The following is a 19,378-nucleotide window of genomic DNA, read 5'->3' on the forward strand; positions in this document are numbered from 1 at the left end:
TAAGATAGAAGAAGGGTTTCCGTGCCGAAATAGGCTTAATCCCTTGGGAGAGTAAGGGGTAATTCACTTTTAATCGACGCATTTTTTGACCGTGAAATGGAGAATCGACGCATTTTTTGACACTTTTTTAGACAACGCTATACTAGGATGTACACAGATGACTAACACTACATGTAGATTATAGTTGTAAATAAATCACTATATATTGACTTTTAGGCTATTTTATGGTAAAATATAGGGGTATAAACAAATGAGGAGGAAGCGAATGAGTAAAACTATTGGAGCATTATTAAGTGCAGGAAAGATCAACACAGAGGATATTCAGTACAAGCCATTTAACCAATTGAGCAACACCGAGTTAGATTATATTGCTAAGCTACACATTGAAACCCGAGGTGGAAAAGTAACCACTGGAGCACAACTGGAGCAGCAAAAGAAGTTCAGTGAGAAGAAAGCGAATCAAGACAAGCGTCACTTTAGTATGCAGATTAAGGAAAGATATGAAACTATCAAGGAGAACCTAACATTACAACAACATGGCTTACTCCTATTTTTGGCAACCTGTATGAGGTTCGGCGAGGACGGTAAACTCTTTACTGATAAGGGTAAGCGAGTTAACGTTAAAGAGCTAACAATCCAACTAGGGAAAACTCGGTCTCAGTTGAACAAGATTTTATCTGAGTTAGAAGCCAATGGAGTTATTCAACGAGTAACTGAAGGAAAGACAACCTATATAGATATGACTGATGCGGTTTACATTTGTGGCAAGCTCGAAGGAGATTACAAAACAGTTAAGTTATTCAAAGCACATCTACATGAGAAAGCAAAAGACCTACCATTGAACACTCTCGGATTATTCGCTCTATTGTTAACTCACATGAATTGGAAAACAAATCTAATTGTAGAGAATCCTGATGAGCAGGACACAAGAAAGCTTGTACTATTGAAGCGATCCCACTTGGTTGACTTATTAGGAATCTCAAAGAATACAATTAACAAGCTTATGGGAGAATTAAACCGAGCTAGGCTAATTGTAGAGGTGAAAACTATTACGGATGCTATCTGTTTAGATCCTAAGGCTGTAAGTAGGCAAGCTAAGAAGATTACTTTTGAGGAGCTTCTTGACAACATCGAAGAGGCTTCTCTTTCAGTAATGAGTTTTAAGAAAGCAAACAAAAAGGCTGTAACCTTTGCAGAGGCACAACCTATAAATGCGATAGCTATGTAGTTTTAAACTTGGTAGGCATTGGTAGTGCCTACCTCTATATTATCAGATAACTTGCGAGAATGCAATTACTTTTTGATAACACCGAGGAGGAAAACTAAATGATATACACTAAACAGTTTACTTTAGAGTTACTAGCAGAAATGAAATACCTTGGAAAACCTATCACAGAGGCAGGACTCTCCAGAGACCGTCCTCGTTTGTATAACGCCATTAGATGCTATTTTGAAAGCCTAGAAGATGCAATTTCACAGGTTACACCTATACCAGTACAGACTTACAGATGGACTATTAAGGAGGAATGCTAATGAGCAGAATCAAATGGAGTAAGGAATTAATCATTGAGAAGATACAGGAGTTAGAATCTCAAGGAGTTAACTTAGGAGGTGGATCTATACAGAAAACTAATCGCCCTCTTTATAGTGCTGGCTGCAGACTCTTTGGCAGCTGGTCTAGTACCTGTGAGGAAGCAGGTGTGTTAGTCCCAACTAACCCTAAAGTAACCAAGGCAGAAGTACTCAAAGTGTTTGAACCACCTCAAGTGAGCCAGTCTAATAAGGTATATGAGGACTTTAGAATAATAACTCCAGATTATGAAGAGTACACTAGAAAGCTAGCATGGAGACTGATAGGAACAATCGGATTAGCATCAGATCCATTTAGTTTCATCCCTGAGAAGACAGGAGTTAAGGTGAAAGTCTTCAATGATTGGCTAAGAGGAAGCGAAACAATGGGGTACGATGATATGATCACAATAGGAAAATACCTGAGAGAGCTGGCTCAATAGGAGTTGTTTCTCTTATTGGTATATACTTGTATATACAAGTATCACAACTGCTACTATATTAGTAAGGAAACAAAAGAGTTGCTTCTTTATTGTTTCCTCCATGGTTTTACTTATTGTATCACCCCCCTCTCAGTACCTAGTGAGAACGGAAAACTTACTAGGTACAACCTTAATCTTGTATGTTGCTAGTAAGGTGTATGCCTCCTCAGGGCTAACTCTCTCTTGACTTACTAGCAACATAGAGGGTTAAGCCTCTACCATTTATATGACCTTCTGAGGTGATGTTTTAAGGGGACATCTAATCGGGACTTACTCCTTGTTCTCACGAGCAGGGAGTCCTTTTTAAATGACTACTAAGTATCACTATATAGATTAACTGATTAGGAGCTGATAGTATATGAGACTATCTCACGAAGAAAAGGAAATTAAGACTTGCTTAAATGAAGCTACACGAGACCGCTACAAGAAGTATAAACAACTCACAGGTTGTTCTAATACGGCATTCGCTAACAAGATCGGTTTTAGTAGGTGTACATTCCAAAATTGGTTAGCTAACAAGTTCGACTTTAGTGTAGGAGCTTGTGAGCATATGCAATTCATCATGGGTTGTATCCATGACGAGTTAGCAACAATTAAGTAGCACTAACGAGGCGGATAACTGCTGAAGGTATAAAACTACCGGAGGTTACCGTCTCGTAGCTACTACAAAGGGAACAAACTTATATGATCTCCTGAGGGTTATATTCTGCTTTGTTTCTTTTGTAATAGTTCAGCTACTAAGTAGCACTTACTACGCTATTACCATAAAACTAACTGGCTCATACATAGTAGCCACACAGGAGGAATATACATGTCAGATTTAATCTTAGGTCAACATCCCTTATTGAAAAAAGTAATGCCTATGCGAGTACGAGAGCTAGCTGAGAAACGCTTTGTAGCCGATGCTTTACTAATGAAAGTATCTGCTGACTCATTAGCTGTAAAGTTCTTCAAGGATGCTGAGGGGTATGGTTCTTATGAGGATGTACCTGAAGTAGGAGAAGGCTCAGGATTCAAACGTATTGGACTTAGTGAGGAAGCTCGTTTAGAGATGATTCGTAAGTATGGCTTAGAGTTTACGTTCTCTTATGAGATGCAAAAGTGGGGTACTCATGGCCAGTTCGAACGAGCATTCCGTAAGTTATCTAACTCAGTAGTAGCTATGGTGAATAACCTAGTTTATGAGAAGATTCACGCAGCAGCTACAGCAGGAGAAGGCAACCGAGTTGTTAAATCAGGCAACTACTGGGATGCTCCTATCACAGCACCTACAGAGGGACAGCCTGTACCACCTACAGGAGCGGATAACATGATCGCTGATATCGTATATGCTAAGAAGAAAGCTAAGTCGAAAGGCTACAAGTTAAACACGCTAGTAATTGGTATCGATGTAGAAGCTATCCTTCTCTCTAGTAAATCTGTTCGTGATTCACTTAAGAAAGACAACGAGGACGTAGCTTTCTTAGAGGGTTACATTGGTGACTTCTTAGGCTTATCCGTTATTGTTGATGAGAACTACCCTAGCGACCTAGCGTTACTAATGGAACGTAATATCGCTGGTGAGATTGCTGATGCTGAACCGTTAGCTACTGAGACGTATAACCAACCTGAGGACAAAACGACTATTGGTCGTGTTACTCGTTATACTACTGCTTACATTACTGATCCAGGCGCAGTATTCGTATACGAGAACGTCTTATCAGCTTAATAATCCTATAGGGAGGTAGCCAATTGGTTATCTCCTTTTTTTATTTCTATCAGAGGTGATAAATATGGAACTAGTAAAGTTTAATCATACAGGTGAGCTAGTGGATTCCTTCTCAGAGGAAGGAAACGATCTAGTGAAAGATGCTGAGTTGTTCTATACAGGCAACCACAGAGGACGCAACTATACAGTTAAAGACTTACAGGCTTTGGCTAGCTCGTTCAACAAAGGGGATGAGATTCCTATTCAATTAGATCACTCAGAGTCAGCTAGAGACACAGTAGGATTTCTTGAAAGTGTATCTGTAATAGATGATAAGCTCTACGGAAAGTTACGTATTGTAGAGGATTCCATTAAGGAACGAGTACGAAAGGGACTAGCTAAAAAGGTGTCTATCTCGTTCTATACAGACTCTAGCGGTAACCCTACGAGACTAAGAGAGGTCTCCCTAGTAGCATTCCCTCAATTGAAAGGAGCTACTTTATTTAGCGAGCTGGACACTAACGAGGATGACCTAGAAATGTACCAACAGTATAAGCGATCGCTACGAGTATAAGGAGGAAAACATATGACTAACAAGGTGAAGATAGTTACCCACTCAGGTGGTGTACTTGAAGTAAAACTAGAGGACGGTAAACTAACAGATTTCATTCAGTGGATTGAGCAGGAGTCTAGCTCAGTGTTTCCTATCTCGGTAAATGATAAGAAGACAATCTACCTAACAAGCGTATCTGTAGAATTATTCTCAGTAGACAAGGAGGAGAAGTAATATGACTAGGAAAGGTGAGAAGCATAGATACTCCTCTCCAGAGGCAAAGGCTAGAGCGTTAGCGAATCTTCCCCAGAAGGGACAAAAGAGGACTTATTCCTCAGAGGAAGCAAAGGAACGCTCTCTAGCTAACCTTAAGAAGCCTGACGGGAGTGGACATCATTATATTCATGGGATCTACTCGAAGAACTTCCGCAATAGTTGGACAGAGGAGGAGCAAGCCTACTATGATGACTTCATGAGCCACTACAAAGAGGAATATTCTCTGAGCAAGATGGATGAGGATATGCTAGACCGCTACCTCGTAGCAATGATTAAAACGAGACGGATTGACTCTGTAGGAATGGAGTATGCTATGAATCGTAGCTCTAGTAAGATGAACTTTGACCAGGAAGCTGTTCGTATGGCCCAAGAGCTGGGACTGTCTCGTAGGTATCGACTAAGTAAGGGTAACGTAGAGAACAAGTCAGAGTTTGACGTATCAGTACTCTTTGATGGTATGAACGATAAGCAATAATAACACTAGGGGGAATGCTTATGAAGTGTAACGACAACGTAAGTATGAAGTACCGTTGTTATGTGAGATGGACACACTCAGGTAGAGAGTATCTCTCGGAGTTTACTACTGAGACCGCTAACCCTGAGGAGTGGCTCATACAGGATATTACCAAGTGTTATAACAAGCAATTCAGATACACTATCGATGGAAGACTAACAGGAGTGGAACTAGAAAGGATGTAATTATCTTGTGAGACCGAACTATTACTACTACAAGCTCATAGGAGCTCTCATGCTAATAATCTTTGGGGGCATTGTTATGATGCTCACGCTCATGAGCCTATAACTATATGTAGAAAACACGATACCGAGAGAGCAATTCTGAGGTGATTAACTTTACTTAGGTGAACGTAGGGTAGGGTTAACTACTGAGAATATGCTACCTCGGTTTTTTTTCTTTAGTGACAATTTGTCACCATAGAGAGCTTCTTAAAGGAGTTGTCTAAGTGTAAAAAATACACTCAGAGACGGCTACCTCGTTTTTTTTTGTTTGGCTGAGGAGGTGAAACAACTTCTACTATTACCTGAGTTGGAAATGGCTACCACACAGCAGGTTGCTGACTTTTATGAGGTAAGCGTAGACACAATAAAGATGGTTATCAAGCACTACAGAGAAGAAATAGAAGGTGATGGGTATTTAGTTTTAACAGGAAAAGAAGCGGTTGATTCTTTAAAGGTCAAAAATGACCTCAAGAGAATTGAAACTACTCCACATTTTAGATGGTTGCCAAAAGCAACTACCTAAAATAACACCTAAACGAGGACACTTTGTAGTAATAGTAAACGGAAAAGAGTTAGTAGGACGGTTAAAGAATCCTACTAAAATACAGAATATGAGAGGATTTAAAAGGTCACCTACAAAATGTAGGCAGCCTAGAGGAATACGAAAAGCAAGTTAGAGAGAGTTTAGAACGGGTGCATAATGCACCTTCTCTCAGTATCACACCTAAATTAGGGCATTTCATTATCAAATACAAAGGGCACGAAACAAAAGGAATCTTGGGGTGTAAGATTAGTAACACCCAATATGGAAACCGTGACCTGATGGGCTTAATGTTCCCCCCAGCTCTTTTTCGTCCTCATCTACCTCGAACTATACGAGAACGGGATGAAAGGGTCTAAACAATGCTTACACCCTAGAGGACGACAAAAGAGGCTACACTCACAATAGAGCATAGCCGCCTCCTAGTATCAACTATCTAGCAATACCCTTGAGAACGTCCTCTACATAGCCCTCTACCTCGTTAATTAAATCATCCCAAGCCTGAGCTAGTTCATCATCAGAGACAGTCAGGTCTTTGATAATATTATGAGCCTCCTCCTCGGGTACTTCCCCTAGTAGGTCTAGCTTAGCGGTAGCTTCACTATTAGAGTCATCTGCCTCCAGGAGACGGATAAGAGCTTCTTGTAGGGAATCATCAGGAATGCTTTCTATGAAAGTTGGTAACTTCTTAAGTAGCTCATACTCAGCTGAACCAATGGCTTCATCAATAGGTGTCCACACAGGTGGCTGATTAGGTGAGCGATTAAGTGTGATCTCTGTAGGTAACTCCGCTTCGGCAACCTTTAGAGCCTTAATGATTTGTACATATTGAGCTAGATGGATTTCTTCCTCTGTGAATAATACTTTAGTGTTTGTCATAATTAATTTCCTCCTCGATTATTGTTCTTTTTAGTTTTATTGCTGCCATTGTATTTCTTCGAGAGATAGCCACCAAACAGGGTTATCACAATGAGAGATAATACAATTACTTCGAGTATTTTCATGAGTTGTCCTCCTCCTCGTTTATCCTCCTTGTTACCATTCTGCTACGTTTCAAAATAAGACACAAGATATATGTAATCTCACGAGAAGAAATCTACAAGCTTGTTAGTAATCTGCCTTTGAGCTACTGATAGCTTGTTCACTAGAGTTGAATAGAAGTAGCCCGTAAAGTCTTTCCTAATACGATTCATCTTCTTAGCCAATATACTAGAATGCAAACTAGAGATAGCGAATTCATTAGGATTGGCAACTGAGTAGGCATGTTTCTTAATGACTAATTGGACTTTACTCCATAACTTGTACACTTCAGCAGTATCAAAATAGTTGAGAGCTAGTGTGCCGAACTCTACAGGGATATCGTTAGAAACTAATTGGTCTAACTCATGAGCCGTATCCTCTACGTAATCTTTTTTAATTGATGTTTTAGCTTTAAAAGTAATTGTTTTCCTATGAGTCAAATCCTCCTCAGCCCACTCCTTAGTAGGCTCTGTAGCTTCCTCGCAAGGTGTCTCAACGTGATGACTCTTGAAAGGATTAATCACCGTAATAGACGCACTATAGCCACCCTTAACAGGTTTAAATTGGTCAATACGAGTTAGGATACCTAGCTCAGTTAAAGACTTTAGAGAACGCTGAATAGTCCTCTTAGCGTAACCTGTTAGGTCTGCTAGAGTTTGCACTTTCAAGTATGAAACCCCTACGAATTTAACTGAGTAGCAAGCTACCTTCCACAGGACTGTACGATCTCTCTCATTTAGTGCGTACTCTGTCAGGTAATTCTCGATAGACTTGTCCATCTCAGCTACAGATTCAAACTGTGAATACTTACGTAATTCCTTCATTGTTATTCCTCCTATATAATTAGGAAGGAACACCTCTTGAGCTAGTACCGATAAACATGATACAATAGCAAACAAGAAAGCTCCTTCGAGTTTTCTTCCGAGAGAGAATCCTGTCAGGTCGCCAAACTAGAGCAGGGTTCTCTTTTTATTTGTCTTAAATCTCAAGTGAATTCAGTGGATTAAACTTCTCATTTTGCTCTCGTAGAGCTGTTCCCCACAGAGATAAATACCTTTCGGTCATTCTAAGGTTTGAGTGCCTGAGGAGCTTCTGCAAAGTAAATACGTCCATTCCTTGCATGATACATCTATGAGCAAAGCTGTGTCGGAAAGTATGGCAACTCAAACGTACGTCTTTGAAGTTCATCACCTTAGATAACCTTTGGAAGATTAACTTTACTGCATTAGGTGAAAGTTGCTTTCCTTCCCTCGAGGTGAACAGGTACTGAGGTATACTCCCTAGCTCCTTCTCTACAAAGATTCTCCATTCACATATTTCCTTTGTTAGCTTATCTGTGATAGGTATACTCTGTTGTTTCCTCGCTTTACCAAAGAGGACAACTGATTGATTTACTAAGTCGATATCCTTCCACTGTATGTTCACGAGCTCGCCTAGACGGATTCCCGTACTCAGCAGCAGCACAATGATAGCGTGATCTCTATAACCAAAGAATGATTTATCTCTAGTTTTTAACCTACGGTAATACCTAAGCATTTGCTGAATGTGATAATCTGTGAAGACTTCTATCTTAGTATCTTCCCTAGCAGGCTTGAGCTTTCTCACAGGGTTGTCCTTGTGTTCTATTACCTCCTCGTTTTGCCAGTAGTTAAAGAATATCCTCAAGTGGTGTAACTTTGAGTTGCAAGTGACTACGCCATTCCCTCTCGTTTTCTTGCAGTACCTGAGGTAGGACTTTACAGTTACCTCTCGAATGTCCCTTAAGTCAACTATTTCCAGCTCGGAGCAAAAGTTACGAAATTCATTTAGTGTAGCCATGTAGACCTCAATTGTCCTATGAGATAGGTTGTTGTATTCTTTCTCTTCCTGGAACTCCTTCATAGCAAAACGTAATAGCATAACTCACCAATCCTTTCTATGTAGTTGTACACAAAAAAGAGGACTACCTAGCTAACCTTCATAGGTTAACTTTAAGTAGTCCTCTTTACGAGTTGTGAGTTTATATAGAACTCCCACAGTTTCAGCTTTTGGGAATAGCCTCTCAAGTATTGATACCATTGAGATAGCAGACTAGACAGATTAAGAGCCTACGATGACGAAACTGTCAAGGTGGCGCTCTCCCTGCTGAGCTACGGGATCTTCAAAATGCTTATGTAACAGAATCTTTAATCATTATGTTAAAGCAATTATATATAATTAACTGAAATTTTACAATATTTTTATAGTAATCTTTTGAAAGGAAAGAATTTGGGATCAAGTTAGTAGTGTATTAAGGAATATATAAGTAGAGAATGTAATGAAAAGTGGGTTCAAATAGAGCGGTTATATTATTTTTTTCGATACCAATCCAAAGGGCTTTCATCACTCAAATCAACAAGAAAAGGGAATAAGAAGTGTAAAGGTAAGCTTAAAAGTTCTGGCATAGCGTTTACGGTTTTCTTTGATAAATATTGCCTTCCGAAACAATACGGACAATCTTTTTCAAATGCCATGAGTATCGACCATACATCTTTTACTTTCCATTTTGTTTTACAATACGTACAACGCGCCATGAAATTCCTCCTCGTTATAGTTGCTACCTAATATATTCCATTCCATTGTAATAAAGTCTAGTGTATTTGGTGTGGTAAAATGTGATTTGTTTGTGAAAAGATAATAAAGCTATTACATTTCATCACCTAAAACAAGCATAACCCCGTTATGAATTTAGGACGGGGGTGTGCTTGCTTAATTTTGAATATAGTGTACTGCATTATAAATTTAAGGTTTATGCAATGATCGTGCCCGATCGGTGAGGGCTAATTAAAGTTCTACTTTATGTCTGGTTGTTTACACGTTGCCCATATAGCTTCGCGTTAAGTTTGGGAGAACAATTTTTCCATTCTTACTGTATTTTTCGAATAGCTCTGATAGGAGAAAAATAAAGTTTTTATACTGTTCGTCATTTTCTTTCGGAGCATAAGATGCTGATAAATTCCTTCCTAAAAAGCTTTCATAATCAAAAAGTAAATCATTTTGATATTCTTTAAACTCATACTTTCCATCTTTAAAGAAGCTGTTAAATACTTCTGGAGTTTCATCAATTCCGCCGCTAAAGCCTTTAAAGGTTGGGCAGGTTTTCTGGCAAATTTCTGCGTTCTCTTTAATAAGTGGACTAGTTACATCTCTACTATTCCAAACAAGAGCAACATTTGCTTTCTGTTTTAAAATTCGTTGGCATTCGATTTTGAAAGCCTCTTTATCAAACCAATGAAATGCTTGGGCAACAGTCACTAAATCTACACTATTTTCTTTCAAAGTGGTATTTTCAGCAGTTGCTTTTATAGATTGAAAACGAGGATATTGGTTTAACGATTGTTCTGCCATTTTTCTCATGTCATCATTTGGCTCCACTCCAATAACATGTAAACCACTTTCAAGCAGCTGGCGGCTAAATATCCCTGTACCTGAACCAATATCGGCCACAATTTGATTCTCATTTAGTTCGTTAGCCGAAAGCAAATAATCAATATATTCATTAGGATAACTAGGGCGATATTTCGCATATATATCGGCCTTGTCAGTAAAATTTTCTGTTGTTTTCACCGTACTACCTTCTTTCCAAAGATATTATGTATAGAAATAGGAACCAAATAGTAATTTTCGCATCGGTCTCTAAGTCTACAACGTAAGAGTCCAGCTAAATGGTGCTGCCTTAGTTCCCGTATTTAAATTATACTATTTTGCGTGATATCTTCCAAAAGACCATGATTTCTTATTCATCTAAATGGTTTAATTATTGAATAATATGACCATTTGTATATGGAACGAGAGGTATGTAGGATAAGCGATTTCCATTTTTAATATCTAAATTGGCCAATATATCCTTTTTACAATTTACTTAAAATCATGTATAACAGAGATACAAGATTATTTTACCCCGCATTAACGGGCAGTAAGATCCCCGCTCAAAATTCAGCGAAAGCAAAGAATTTAGGTAGGAGATCAACTGCCCGTAAAAGCCCGATTGGTTCAACTAATAATCAGTGGGGAATGAAGACCCCCACTGATTAAAGTTTCACTTTATAAATATTCAGAAGTAGAGGGAGAATTATTGTAATGGTAAGGAAAACGTTCAAGATGCGCGTATCTAAAAATAGAACGATTTCAATTAATGGCTCAATTCTTGATGTGGATGTTACACATGATGAGTTTTTGCAAGAGTTTGTTGAGTGGGTCGATTCTAAAGGTTGGTCGTTTATGGGGATGACCGATGAGATTACACCTGAGGAAGCTAGTCAAAATTTAATAGATTCATTGATTGATGAGAAGGATAAGAAAGAATAATTCTTTCTTATTTTTTATTGTATATTTATGTTCTTCATCGTAAAAGTATGATATAGTAAAAAACAGTGAATGTTCTTCCAATTTAATACAAATTACATATAGATTGGTAGATGCAGTTTTTAAGCTGTGAGAGTATAGTGAAAAGGGAGAGTCATATGGTAAATTTTAAGAAAATTTTGGCTTTTATTACCGTTATTTGTTTATTTTTTTTGACACCTATGACGTTACGTGCTGAGATGAATATTGGGGTGAACCCAGAACAAGTGGCACCACCACCTAAGGAAGGGCCAAATGTTTTTAGTCAGTTTGCAACTACAATTGATGCGAAAACTGGAGATATTTTGTATGATAAAAACGCACATCACCGTGCATTTCCGGCTAGTATGACGAAAGTGTTAACGGCGATTTTACTTATGGAACATACGAAGCCAGAGGATCAATTTACATTTTCACAATTAGCATTAGATCAAGAGAAGAGTAATTATCAAATTGAGTTTCAACCTGGTGAGACGATTAATAGAAATACTGCACTTATGATTTTAATGGTGCTGAGTGCAAATGATGTGTCGTATGCGATTGCGGAGCGTATTGGCGGAAGTGTTGAGAATTTCGCTAATATGATGAATGAGAGAGCGAAGCAATTAGGCGCTACCGACAGTCATTTTGTAACACCAAACGGATTGCATGATCCGAATCATTATACTACGCCATATGATATGGCTATGATTACGAGAGGTGTGCAAAAGTATCCTGAAATTTTACAAGCGATGAATACGAAAAGAACAACAGTTACGACATCTAGGCAGACGGTGTCTATTTTTAATAAATCTACTTATTTTGAAAATCCATTTAGTATTGGTGGTAAGACAGGTTTTACAAATGAAGCGCGCAATACACTCGTTTTATTAAATGAGAAGGATGGAAATCGTATTATAAACGTAGTAATGGCTTCTCAAAGACCTGAAATTTATGAAGATTTAAAGCAGATGGCGGACTATTCTTTCGGTCAATTTGTGAAGCAAACTGTACTGGATAAACATAGTTGGCATCAAAAGACAACGTATTTAAATAAAGATATTGATAGTGAGCTTGAAAAAAGTGCAGAACTAATGCTTAAGAAAGATGAAGGGAAAAATGTGAAGACGACGTTCCGGGCGGCTACATTAGATAAAGATTCTTTGTATCATAAAGGAATTCATCGTGGTGAAGTAGTTGGTGCAGTTGATATTACGAAAAATAATCAAACAATTGCGACGGTAAATGTTCTTTCTAAAGAAGATGTTACTTTTGCGATGCCTAAAAAAGATACGATCGAGCCTGAAGTAAACGAATCAAACGTGAAAATAATAAGCATTGGAATAGGTGCCGCCATATTATTTGGAGCCATTTTATTTGTAGTACTACGCCGAAATACAAAAGGAATGAAATCAGAAGAAAAATAAATTACTAGTTTAAAAGGACTGTGAAGAGACTTCTTCACAGTCCTTTTTTTATATTGAAAATAACTAATAATTGTAAATTTTCTTATTGCATTTCTAATATGTTCGTTATATTATTTAGTTGTGTTCTTGTTAAAGAACGAAACTGAATATTGCATACTTCAAATAATATAAAACAACGGAGAGGGAGAGAAACGATGAAATTAATTTGGAAGGTGATTAGCAACGTTATCTCATTTGTTTTATTTGCGTTAATGGTTTGTTTAGCTTTTGTAGTTATTTCTTCAAAAGCGAGCGGTGGTGATCCAACGGTGATGGGATATCAATTTAAGAGCGTTCTTTCAGGATCGATGGAACCAACATTTTTAACAGGATCGATTATTGCGATAGAGCCGACGAAAGATGGTTCTAAATATCAAAAAGGTGATGTTATTACCTTTAAAGAGAAAGATGAAAAAATTATCACTCACCGTATTATCGGTGTAAAAGATACAAATGGAAAAGTAATGTATGAAACAAAAGGAGATAACAACAACGGGCCAGATTTAGAACCGGTACTTGCGGAGAATGTTATTGGGAAATATGCAGATATTACAGTTCCCTATGCAGGGTATGCATTAAATTATGCGAATTCAAAAGCGGGAGCTGCTTTGCTTCTTATTATTCCAGGAGTCTTTTTACTAGGTTATTCCGCTATTACTATCTTTAGTGCGATTCGTAGCATTGATGGAGAAAAGAAAGAGAAAAAAGTAGAACAATCCGTCTAATTATTTTGGTTATAGTTTCCTATTAGGAAATTAACAAATATATATTAAGGGGATATGGACATGACTTTAAAGAAAAAATTAGGAATGGGTATCGCATCAGCAGTATTAGGGGCTGCATTAGTTGGCGGAGGAACGTTTGCATACTTTAGCGATAAAGAAGTGTCAAATAATACATTTGCGTCTGGGACACTTGACTTAGCGCTGAATCCTTCAACAATTGTAAAAGTGGATAATTTAAAACCAGGTGATACAATTGAAAAAGAATTTAAATTAGAGAATAAAGGTACATTAGATATTAAAAAAGTATTATTAACTACAGAATATGATGTAGAAGATGTGAAGAAGGATAATAAGAAAGACTTTGGTGAAGACATTGAAGTAGTTTTCTTAAAAAATATTGATAAAAAAGATCAAGTAATTAAGAGAACGACATTAAAAGATTTGACGGATAAAAAAGTGACTGCTGCAGAAAATGATTTAGTAAGTTGGCTATGGCCTGAGAAAGGTATTAAAGCAGGAACTAATGATTCATTTAAAGTTAAATTCCACTTTATTAATAAAAATGAGCCTCAAAATGAATTCCAAGGAGACAAACTTCAATTAAAATGGACATTTGAAGCGCAACAAGGTGATGGAGTGGAGAAAAAATAAGCAGAAAAAGAGACTATCAAAAACGATAGTCTCTTTTTCTGCTAAAAGTGAAATGTAAAAAGAAACATAATTTTTATATCATTTTGTAATTCACTTTATTATAATAAAGATATAGTTCTTGATAAAGAACGAGTTGTTCGATAGGAGAGATTAAAATGCTGAAGCCACCTCGTAAATTCAAAAAGATGCTTATATTGCCATGTTTGTGTTCTATTACTTTTTATTTAGGCTCTCAAATGATGACTTATACAGAAGCAGCTTTCATTCATGAAACGAAAGTAGCGGCTACCATTTCTACAGCAAGTATTTTTCCAAAAACAGTTGATCAATTAATAGAACAAGCTAAGCAGCATAAGGAAGTTATTTTGCATGAGTATAAAGAGATGAAATCAAAATTAAATGTTAGATCCACTCAGGAGATAGAACAGGCGCTTGTTATATGGAAGCAAGGACGCGAGAAGATAGCTGCTGAGAGAGAATCGTTACAAAAAGTATATAAATCAATAGAAGAACCTTATAATCAAGTACAAGAAGAGTTAAAAGGACATACAACTGAATCGAATAAGCAAGTATTCTCGTATGTGAATGCTGGCTTCCATATAGTAAAAGAAAACTGTGAGTATATTGATAAAGAAGTTAATTTACAAGTGATTGATAAACAAATTCAAGATTTTGAGAAGTTACTAGTAGATGAAACAGCAAAACAAGTGAGTGAGGCTGAGAAGCAAAAGGAACTAGAAGAGAAGAAACAAGAAGAAGCAAAAAAACTAGAAGAGAAGAAACAAGAAGAAGCAAAAAAACTAGAAGAGAAGAAACAAGAGGAAACGAAAAAACTAGAAGAGAAGAAACAAGAGGAAGCAAAAAATCAAGAAGAGAGTAAGAAACAAGAATAGCAAGTAAAATACAGCAACATATAGAGAGAATAGCGGTTATAAAGCCGAGTAGGTGAGAGAGTATTGCGACTCACCTATTCGGCGTGTCCTCTTTATTTTAACAATGCATGTTAAAATAAAGATACGAGAAAATTAATTGGCGGTATGATGGTGAAGGATAATAATTAGTATAGATAAGGAAATTAATTAATGCTCTTTATTTCTCGATATTTTTTAGAAATTTCGGAATAATATTGAGAAATAAAAATAACTGAAAATATTAATAAATATTTGTTGTATTTATATAGGTATGTTCGTTATAATGAACATAAGGTTTTTAAAAAAGAACAAATATTAGCTAAGCTAATATAGCTTTAGTTATATCTCTTATTGTAAATAAGAGATAGCAATAAAAAATATAAAAAACAGCTAGGGGGAATTGATTGTGAGTCTGAAAAAGAAATTAGGTATGGGAGTTGCATCAGCAGCATTGGGGTTATCTTTAATTGGTGGAGGAACATTCGCATACTTTAGCGATAAAGAAGTATCGAACAATACATTTGCAGCTGGGACGTTAGATCTTACATTAGACCCTAAAACGCTTGTGAATATTGAAAATTTAAAACCAGGGGATTCTGTTAAGAAAGAGTTCTTATTAAAGAATACTGGTACGATAGCAATTAAAGACGTCCAATTAGCAACAAAGTATACTGTGACAGATGCAAAAGGTGACAATGCTGGTGTAGACTTTGGGGAGCATATTAAGGTGAAATTCATTTGGAATTGGGATAAACAGAGTGAGCCTGTATATGAAACAACATTAGCTAAGTTACAAAATGAAAAGCCAGATGTTTTAGCTAAAGCAATCTTTGCTCCTGAGTGGGGAGAAAATGGTGGCTTAGATGCTGGTACAGAGGACTATTTATGGGTACAATTTGAATTCACAGATAATCAAGAGGATCAAAATAAATTCCAAGGTGATGCATTAAACTTAGAGTGGACATTCAACGCTCATCAAGCAGATGGCGAAGAAAGATAATAAATCAAAAAGCGGGTATCCCCCGCTTTTTTTTATAAAGAAAAAAGAAGTGCGGTTTGTAAGCACTTCTTTCTATTATTATTTTTGATTTTGCTTCCATTTTGTAAATTCAAGAAATTCACGAAATTGTTCTTTGGAGACACCAGAGTTCATTGCATCTTTGACGAGCTGTGTCCATTCGGAGTCTAGGTTAGCTTCCTTTGTTGTTTCATCATGAAGTAAAGTATCAACTGGAATTTGTAGAACTGCTGCGATCTTTTCAAGAAACTGAATGGAAGGGTTCTTTTGTAAATTTCGTTCTATAGAACTAATGTAAGATTTAGCAACGCCAGCTTTTTCGGCAAGTTCAGTTAATGAAATACCTTTTTGTAAACGAAGGCGTTTTATACGTTCTCCAATCATATTTGCGCACCTTTCTATCAATATGTAGTTGTCTTATGATGTCATTATTATAACATAAACTTCGTTAAAAAGAACAAACCTATTGAGCCTGGCTGGATGGCTTCATACGTTTGAAAAAATGTTCGATATCTTGCAAGGCGATCCCAGCGTCTAGAGCTTCAAGTATTAAATCAATCCATTCTTGATCCAATGCGTCAGTCTTATCTTTGTACAAATGTAATTCCTCCCTAATTATCAATCATAACTGCTGCTACAGAATACGTGATAATACAATCGGATTTTGTATTTTTATGTAGTGAATTATCAAATATTTTGTAGATAAAACAAAGATAAAATCCCCATTAAACTCCCTCTATGGCGATTATAAAGTTTCTGACAAATATTTTCAATATTTTCAGAAAACATTGTTGAATTGTGATATACTCGTATGCTAACTATGGAATTTTTACAAATATATTAAAAACATTACATAATATGACTAAATATTGAAAAAATATTGAATTTTTAATAAAATTCAATTTGTAATACATATTATTTATTAGGGGAGGAAATAAGGGATGAACAAGAAACCGTTCAAAGTTTTATCATCAATCGCTTTGACAGCTGTATTAGGCCTTTCATTCGGAGCGGGTGGCCAGTCTGTATATGCTGAAACGCCTGTGAATAAGACAGCTACGAGTCCAGTTGATGATCATTTAATTCCGGAAGAACGTTTAGCAGATGCGCTAAAAAAACGTGGGGTAATTGATTCGAAGGCTTCAGAGAAAGAAACAAAGAAAGCTGTCGAAAAATATGTAGAGAATAAAAAGGGTGAAAATCCTGGGAAAGAAGTAACAAATGGGGACCCACTTACGAAAGAAGCATCTGACTTTTTAAAGAAAGTGAAAGATGCGAAAGCAGATACGAAAGAAAAGTTAGATAAACCTGCAACAGGAACACCTGCAGCGACAGGACCAGTTAGAGGTGGTCTAAATGGTAAAGTACCAACATCTCCAGCGAAGCAAAAAGCGTACAATGGTGATGTACGTAAAGATAAAGTACTTGTTTTACTTGTAGAGTACGCTGACTTTAAACATAACAATATTGATAAAGAGCCTGGTTATATGTATTCGGAAGACTTTAACAAAGAACACTATGAAAAAATGTTATTCGGTGACGAGCCATTCACATTAGATGATGGAAGTAAAATCGAAACGTTTAAACAATATTACGAAGAGCAATCTGGTGGTAGTTATACAGTAGATGGAACAGTTACAAAATGGTTAACAGTTCCTGGTAAAGCTGCTGATTACGGTGCAGATGCTGCTACTGGTCATGATAATAAAGGGCCAAAAGGACCACGTGATTTAGTAAAAGATGCATTAAAAGCTGCTGTAGATAGCGGTCTTGATTTATCGGAATTTGATCAATTTGACCAATATGATGTAAATGGTGATGGAAATAAAAATCAACCAGATGGTTTAATTGACCACTTAATGATTATTCATGCAGGAGTTGGACAAGAAGCTGGTGGTGGTAAATTAGGTGACGATGCAATTTGGTCACACCGCTGGACAGTTGGACCAAAACCATTCCCAATTGAAGGCACGCAAGCGAAAGTTCCATATTGGGGTGGAAAGATGGCAGCGTTTGACTACACAATTGAACCAGAAGATGGCGCAGTTGGTGTATTCGCACATGAATATGGTCATGATTTAGGTTTACCAGATGAGTATGATACACAATATAGCGGTCATGGTGAACCAGTTCAAGCTTGGTCTATTATGAGCGGCGGAAGCTGGGCAGGTAAAATCGCCGGAACGACGCCAACAAGTTTCTCACCACAAAATAAAGAGTTTTTCCAAAAAACAATTGGTGGTAACTGGGCAAATATCGTAGAAGTAGATTACGAGAAATTAAATAAAGGTATCGGTCTAGCAACATATTTAGACCAAAGTGTTACGAAAACGAACCGTCCAGGTATGATTCGTGTTAACTTACCGGATAAAGATATAAAAACAATTGATCCAGCATTCGGAAAACAGTATTACCACAGTACAAAAGGTGACGATCTTCATACGAAGTTGGAAACACCACTGTTCGATTTAACGAATGCAACGACTGCGAAATTTGATTTTAAATCATTATATGAAATTGAAGCAGAGTATGACTTCCTTGAAGTACACGCTGTAACAGAAGATGGTCAACAAACGTTAATCGAAAGACTTGGTGAGAAAGCAAATAATGGAAATGCACATTCGACAAACGGAAAATGGATTGATAAATCATATGATTTAAGCCAATTCAAAGGTAAGAAAGTAAAATTAACATTTGATTACATTACTGATGGTGGCTTAGCATTAAATGGTTTCCTACTTGATAATGCTTCATTAACAGTAGATGGTAAAGTAGTATTCTCTGATGATGCAGAAGGGACACCACAATTCAAATTAGATGGTTTTGCTGTTTCTAACGGAACAGAGAAGAAGAGCCATAACTACTATGTTGAGTGGAGAAACTATGCTGGTTCTGATAACGCATTGAAATTTGCTCGCGGCCCAGAATATAACACTGGTATGGTTGTATGGTATGCAGATTCAGCTTACACAGATAACTGGGTTGGTGTACATCCAGGACACGGTTTCCTTGGTGTAGTTGATTCTCACCCAGAAGCAATTGTAGGAACTTTAAATGGTAAGCCGACAGTTGAAAGTAGTACACGATTCCAAATCGCTGATGCGGCGTTCTCATTCGATAAAACGCCAGCTTGGAAAGTTGTATCTCCAACGCGTGGAACGTATACGTATAATGGCTTAGCGGGTGTACCGAAGTTTGATGATTCGAAAACGTATATTAATCAACAGATTCCAGATGCAGGACGTATTTTACCAAATCTTGGCCTGAAGTTTGAAGTAGTAGGACAAGCTGATGATAATTCTGCAGGTGCTGTTCGCTTATATCGCTAATACAGTAAAACTACCGAAAGATTCTCTTTCGGTAGTTTTTTTGTGAGCAATGAATTTTATATAAAAGAAGA

Annotated in this window: 23 protein-coding genes; 15 read left to right on the forward strand and 8 right to left on the reverse strand. The window is 37.1% G+C overall.

What is annotated here, in order from left to right; translation table 11 throughout:
• Window positions 1–265 precede the first annotated feature (265 nt).
• From ACVWY7_RS06170 to ACVWY7_RS06205, 8 genes are all read left to right on the forward strand, one after another.
• Window positions 266–1,228 carry a MarR family transcriptional regulator gene (locus tag ACVWY7_RS06170; RefSeq protein WP_270717992.1) on the forward strand — a complete coding sequence of 321 codons (963 nt, stop codon included), beginning with the start codon at window positions 266–268 and terminating at the stop codon, window positions 1,226–1,228.
• A gap of 304 nt (window positions 1,229–1,532) precedes the next feature.
• Window positions 1,533–2,012: a hypothetical protein gene (locus ACVWY7_RS06175; RefSeq protein WP_426941218.1), complete on the forward strand. Its 480-nt coding sequence runs from the start codon at window positions 1,533–1,535 to the stop codon at window positions 2,010–2,012.
• Window positions 2,013–2,409: 397 nt separating this feature from the next.
• The gene (locus tag ACVWY7_RS06180; protein WP_001239771.1) at window positions 2,410–2,652 is read left to right on the forward strand and encodes a hypothetical protein; all 243 of its coding nucleotides are present in this window, start codon (window positions 2,410–2,412) and stop codon (window positions 2,650–2,652) included.
• A 210-nt stretch (window positions 2,653–2,862) separates the two neighbouring features.
• Window positions 2,863–3,759 carry a phage major capsid protein gene (locus ACVWY7_RS06185; RefSeq protein WP_001281412.1) on the forward strand — a complete coding sequence of 299 codons (897 nt, stop codon included), beginning with the start codon at window positions 2,863–2,865 and terminating at the stop codon, window positions 3,757–3,759.
• 64 nt (window positions 3,760–3,823) lie between these two features.
• Complete coding sequence (locus tag ACVWY7_RS06190) at window positions 3,824–4,312, forward strand: hypothetical protein (protein ID WP_456523700.1); 489 nt, start codon at window positions 3,824–3,826, stop codon at window positions 4,310–4,312.
• Between the two features lie 12 nt (window positions 4,313–4,324).
• Complete coding sequence (locus tag ACVWY7_RS06195; protein WP_000182715.1) at window positions 4,325–4,525, forward strand: hypothetical protein; 201 nt, start codon at window positions 4,325–4,327, stop codon at window positions 4,523–4,525.
• Between the two features lie 238 nt (window positions 4,526–4,763).
• Complete coding sequence (locus ACVWY7_RS06200) at window positions 4,764–5,042, forward strand: hypothetical protein (RefSeq protein ID WP_232294958.1); 279 nt, start codon at window positions 4,764–4,766, stop codon at window positions 5,040–5,042.
• 576 nt (window positions 5,043–5,618) lie between these two features.
• Complete coding sequence (locus ACVWY7_RS06205) at window positions 5,619–5,828, forward strand: hypothetical protein (RefSeq protein ID WP_456523701.1); 210 nt, start codon at window positions 5,619–5,621, stop codon at window positions 5,826–5,828.
• Window positions 5,829–6,278: 450 nt separating this feature from the next.
• On the opposite strand, the gene ACVWY7_RS06210 is transcribed toward ACVWY7_RS06205, so the two are convergent.
• From ACVWY7_RS06210 to ACVWY7_RS06235, 6 genes are all read right to left on the reverse strand, one after another.
• Window positions 6,279–6,725, reverse strand: a complete 447-nt coding sequence (locus tag ACVWY7_RS06210; RefSeq protein WP_456523702.1) for a hypothetical protein — start codon at window positions 6,723–6,725, stop codon at window positions 6,279–6,281.
• Window positions 6,726–6,727: 2 nt separating this feature from the next.
• Complete coding sequence (locus tag ACVWY7_RS06215; RefSeq protein ID WP_456523703.1) at window positions 6,728–6,850, reverse strand: hypothetical protein; 123 nt, start codon at window positions 6,848–6,850, stop codon at window positions 6,728–6,730.
• A gap of 78 nt (window positions 6,851–6,928) precedes the next feature.
• Entirely contained in the window at window positions 6,929–7,690 is a 762-nt protein-coding gene (locus ACVWY7_RS06220; RefSeq protein WP_456523704.1) for a helix-turn-helix domain-containing protein, read from the reverse strand.
• Window positions 7,691–7,844: 154 nt separating this feature from the next.
• A complete protein-coding gene (locus ACVWY7_RS06225; RefSeq protein WP_456523705.1) occupies window positions 7,845–8,765 on the reverse strand; it encodes a tyrosine-type recombinase/integrase in 921 nt (306 codons plus the stop codon).
• 428 nt (window positions 8,766–9,193) lie between these two features.
• Window positions 9,194–9,418, reverse strand: a complete 225-nt coding sequence (locus ACVWY7_RS06230; protein ID WP_000090214.1) for a hypothetical protein — start codon at window positions 9,416–9,418, stop codon at window positions 9,194–9,196.
• Window positions 9,419–9,695: 277 nt separating this feature from the next.
• The gene (locus ACVWY7_RS06235) at window positions 9,696–10,451 is read right to left on the reverse strand and encodes a class I SAM-dependent methyltransferase (protein ID WP_000858639.1); all 756 of its coding nucleotides are present in this window, start codon (window positions 10,449–10,451) and stop codon (window positions 9,696–9,698) included.
• Between the two features lie 513 nt (window positions 10,452–10,964).
• On the opposite strand from ACVWY7_RS06235, the gene ACVWY7_RS06240 reads away from it, so the two are divergent.
• From ACVWY7_RS06240 to calY, 6 genes are all read left to right on the forward strand, one after another.
• On the forward strand, window positions 10,965–11,192 hold the full coding sequence (locus ACVWY7_RS06240; protein WP_000251858.1) for a hypothetical protein: 228 nt from the start codon (window positions 10,965–10,967) through the stop codon (window positions 11,190–11,192).
• A 155-nt stretch (window positions 11,193–11,347) separates the two neighbouring features.
• A complete protein-coding gene (locus tag ACVWY7_RS06245) occupies window positions 11,348–12,634 on the forward strand; it encodes a D-alanyl-D-alanine carboxypeptidase family protein (RefSeq protein ID WP_105989013.1) in 1,287 nt (428 codons plus the stop codon).
• 194 nt (window positions 12,635–12,828) lie between these two features.
• The gene (gene sipW / locus ACVWY7_RS06250; RefSeq protein ID WP_000767813.1) at window positions 12,829–13,398 is read left to right on the forward strand and encodes a signal peptidase I SipW; all 570 of its coding nucleotides are present in this window, start codon (window positions 12,829–12,831) and stop codon (window positions 13,396–13,398) included.
• A 60-nt stretch (window positions 13,399–13,458) separates the two neighbouring features.
• Window positions 13,459–14,049, forward strand: coding sequence for a TasA family protein (locus ACVWY7_RS06255; protein WP_000172843.1), 591 nt, complete (start codon window positions 13,459–13,461; stop codon window positions 14,047–14,049).
• A gap of 155 nt (window positions 14,050–14,204) precedes the next feature.
• Window positions 14,205–14,942 carry a DUF4047 domain-containing protein gene (locus ACVWY7_RS06260; RefSeq protein ID WP_105989015.1) on the forward strand — a complete coding sequence of 246 codons (738 nt, stop codon included), beginning with the start codon at window positions 14,205–14,207 and terminating at the stop codon, window positions 14,940–14,942.
• Between the two features lie 424 nt (window positions 14,943–15,366).
• A complete protein-coding gene (gene calY / locus ACVWY7_RS06265; protein ID WP_000053736.1) occupies window positions 15,367–15,960 on the forward strand; it encodes a biofilm matrix protein CalY in 594 nt (197 codons plus the stop codon).
• Window positions 15,961–16,038: 78 nt separating this feature from the next.
• On the opposite strand, the gene ACVWY7_RS06270 is transcribed toward calY, so the two are convergent.
• A complete protein-coding gene (locus tag ACVWY7_RS06270) occupies window positions 16,039–16,362 on the reverse strand; it encodes a helix-turn-helix domain-containing protein (protein WP_000578878.1) in 324 nt (107 codons plus the stop codon).
• Between the two features lie 79 nt (window positions 16,363–16,441).
• Window positions 16,442–16,576 (reverse strand): anti-repressor SinI family protein, encoded by a 135-nt coding sequence (locus ACVWY7_RS06275; protein WP_000276214.1) that lies wholly within the window; start codon window positions 16,574–16,576, stop codon window positions 16,442–16,444.
• A 343-nt stretch (window positions 16,577–16,919) separates the two neighbouring features.
• Here ACVWY7_RS06275 and inhA1 point away from each other — a divergent pair, with 343 nt between their 5' ends.
• Window positions 16,920–19,307, forward strand: coding sequence for a M6 family metalloprotease immune inhibitor InhA1 (inhA1, locus tag ACVWY7_RS06280; protein WP_001035925.1), 2,388 nt, complete (start codon window positions 16,920–16,922; stop codon window positions 19,305–19,307).
• Window positions 19,308–19,378: the final 71 nt, after the last annotated feature.

The sequence above is a fragment of the Bacillus sp. TE9106W genome (genome assembly GCF_054062215.1).

Bases quoted from the DNA above. Each gene is read 5' to 3' on its own strand.
- ACVWY7_RS06170 (WP_270717992.1), top strand. From the start codon at position 266: ATGAGTAAAACTATTGGAGCATTATTAAGTGCAGGAAAGATCAACACA.
- ACVWY7_RS06175 (WP_426941218.1), top strand. From the start codon at position 1,533: ATGAGCAGAATCAAATGGAGTAAGGAATTAATCATTGAGAAGATACAG.
- ACVWY7_RS06180 (WP_001239771.1), top strand. From the start codon at position 2,410: ATGAGACTATCTCACGAAGAAAAGGAAATTAAGACTTGCTTAAATGAA.
- ACVWY7_RS06185 (WP_001281412.1), top strand. From the start codon at position 2,863: ATGTCAGATTTAATCTTAGGTCAACATCCCTTATTGAAAAAAGTAATG.
- ACVWY7_RS06190 (WP_456523700.1), top strand. From the start codon at position 3,824: ATGGAACTAGTAAAGTTTAATCATACAGGTGAGCTAGTGGATTCCTTC.
- ACVWY7_RS06195 (WP_000182715.1), top strand. From the start codon at position 4,325: ATGACTAACAAGGTGAAGATAGTTACCCACTCAGGTGGTGTACTTGAA.
- ACVWY7_RS06200 (WP_232294958.1), top strand. From the start codon at position 4,764: ATGAGCCACTACAAAGAGGAATATTCTCTGAGCAAGATGGATGAGGAT.
- ACVWY7_RS06205 (WP_456523701.1), top strand. From the start codon at position 5,619: ATGGCTACCACACAGCAGGTTGCTGACTTTTATGAGGTAAGCGTAGAC.
- ACVWY7_RS06210 (WP_456523702.1), bottom strand. From the start codon at position 6,725: ATGACAAACACTAAAGTATTATTCACAGAGGAAGAAATCCATCTAGCT.
- ACVWY7_RS06215 (WP_456523703.1), bottom strand. From the start codon at position 6,850: ATGAAAATACTCGAAGTAATTGTATTATCTCTCATTGTGATAACCCTG.
- ACVWY7_RS06220 (WP_456523704.1), bottom strand. From the start codon at position 7,690: ATGAAGGAATTACGTAAGTATTCACAGTTTGAATCTGTAGCTGAGATG.
- ACVWY7_RS06225 (WP_456523705.1), bottom strand. From the start codon at position 8,765: ATGCTATTACGTTTTGCTATGAAGGAGTTCCAGGAAGAGAAAGAATAC.
- ACVWY7_RS06230 (WP_000090214.1), bottom strand. From the start codon at position 9,418: ATGGCGCGTTGTACGTATTGTAAAACAAAATGGAAAGTAAAAGATGTA.
- ACVWY7_RS06240 (WP_000251858.1), top strand. From the start codon at position 10,965: ATGGTAAGGAAAACGTTCAAGATGCGCGTATCTAAAAATAGAACGATT.
- ACVWY7_RS06245 (WP_105989013.1), top strand. From the start codon at position 11,348: ATGGTAAATTTTAAGAAAATTTTGGCTTTTATTACCGTTATTTGTTTA.
- sipW (WP_000767813.1), top strand. From the start codon at position 12,829: ATGAAATTAATTTGGAAGGTGATTAGCAACGTTATCTCATTTGTTTTA.
- ACVWY7_RS06255 (WP_000172843.1), top strand. From the start codon at position 13,459: ATGACTTTAAAGAAAAAATTAGGAATGGGTATCGCATCAGCAGTATTA.
- ACVWY7_RS06260 (WP_105989015.1), top strand. From the start codon at position 14,205: ATGCTGAAGCCACCTCGTAAATTCAAAAAGATGCTTATATTGCCATGT.
- ACVWY7_RS06270 (WP_000578878.1), bottom strand. From the start codon at position 16,362: ATGATTGGAGAACGTATAAAACGCCTTCGTTTACAAAAAGGTATTTCA.
- inhA1 (WP_001035925.1), top strand. From the start codon at position 16,920: ATGAACAAGAAACCGTTCAAAGTTTTATCATCAATCGCTTTGACAGCT.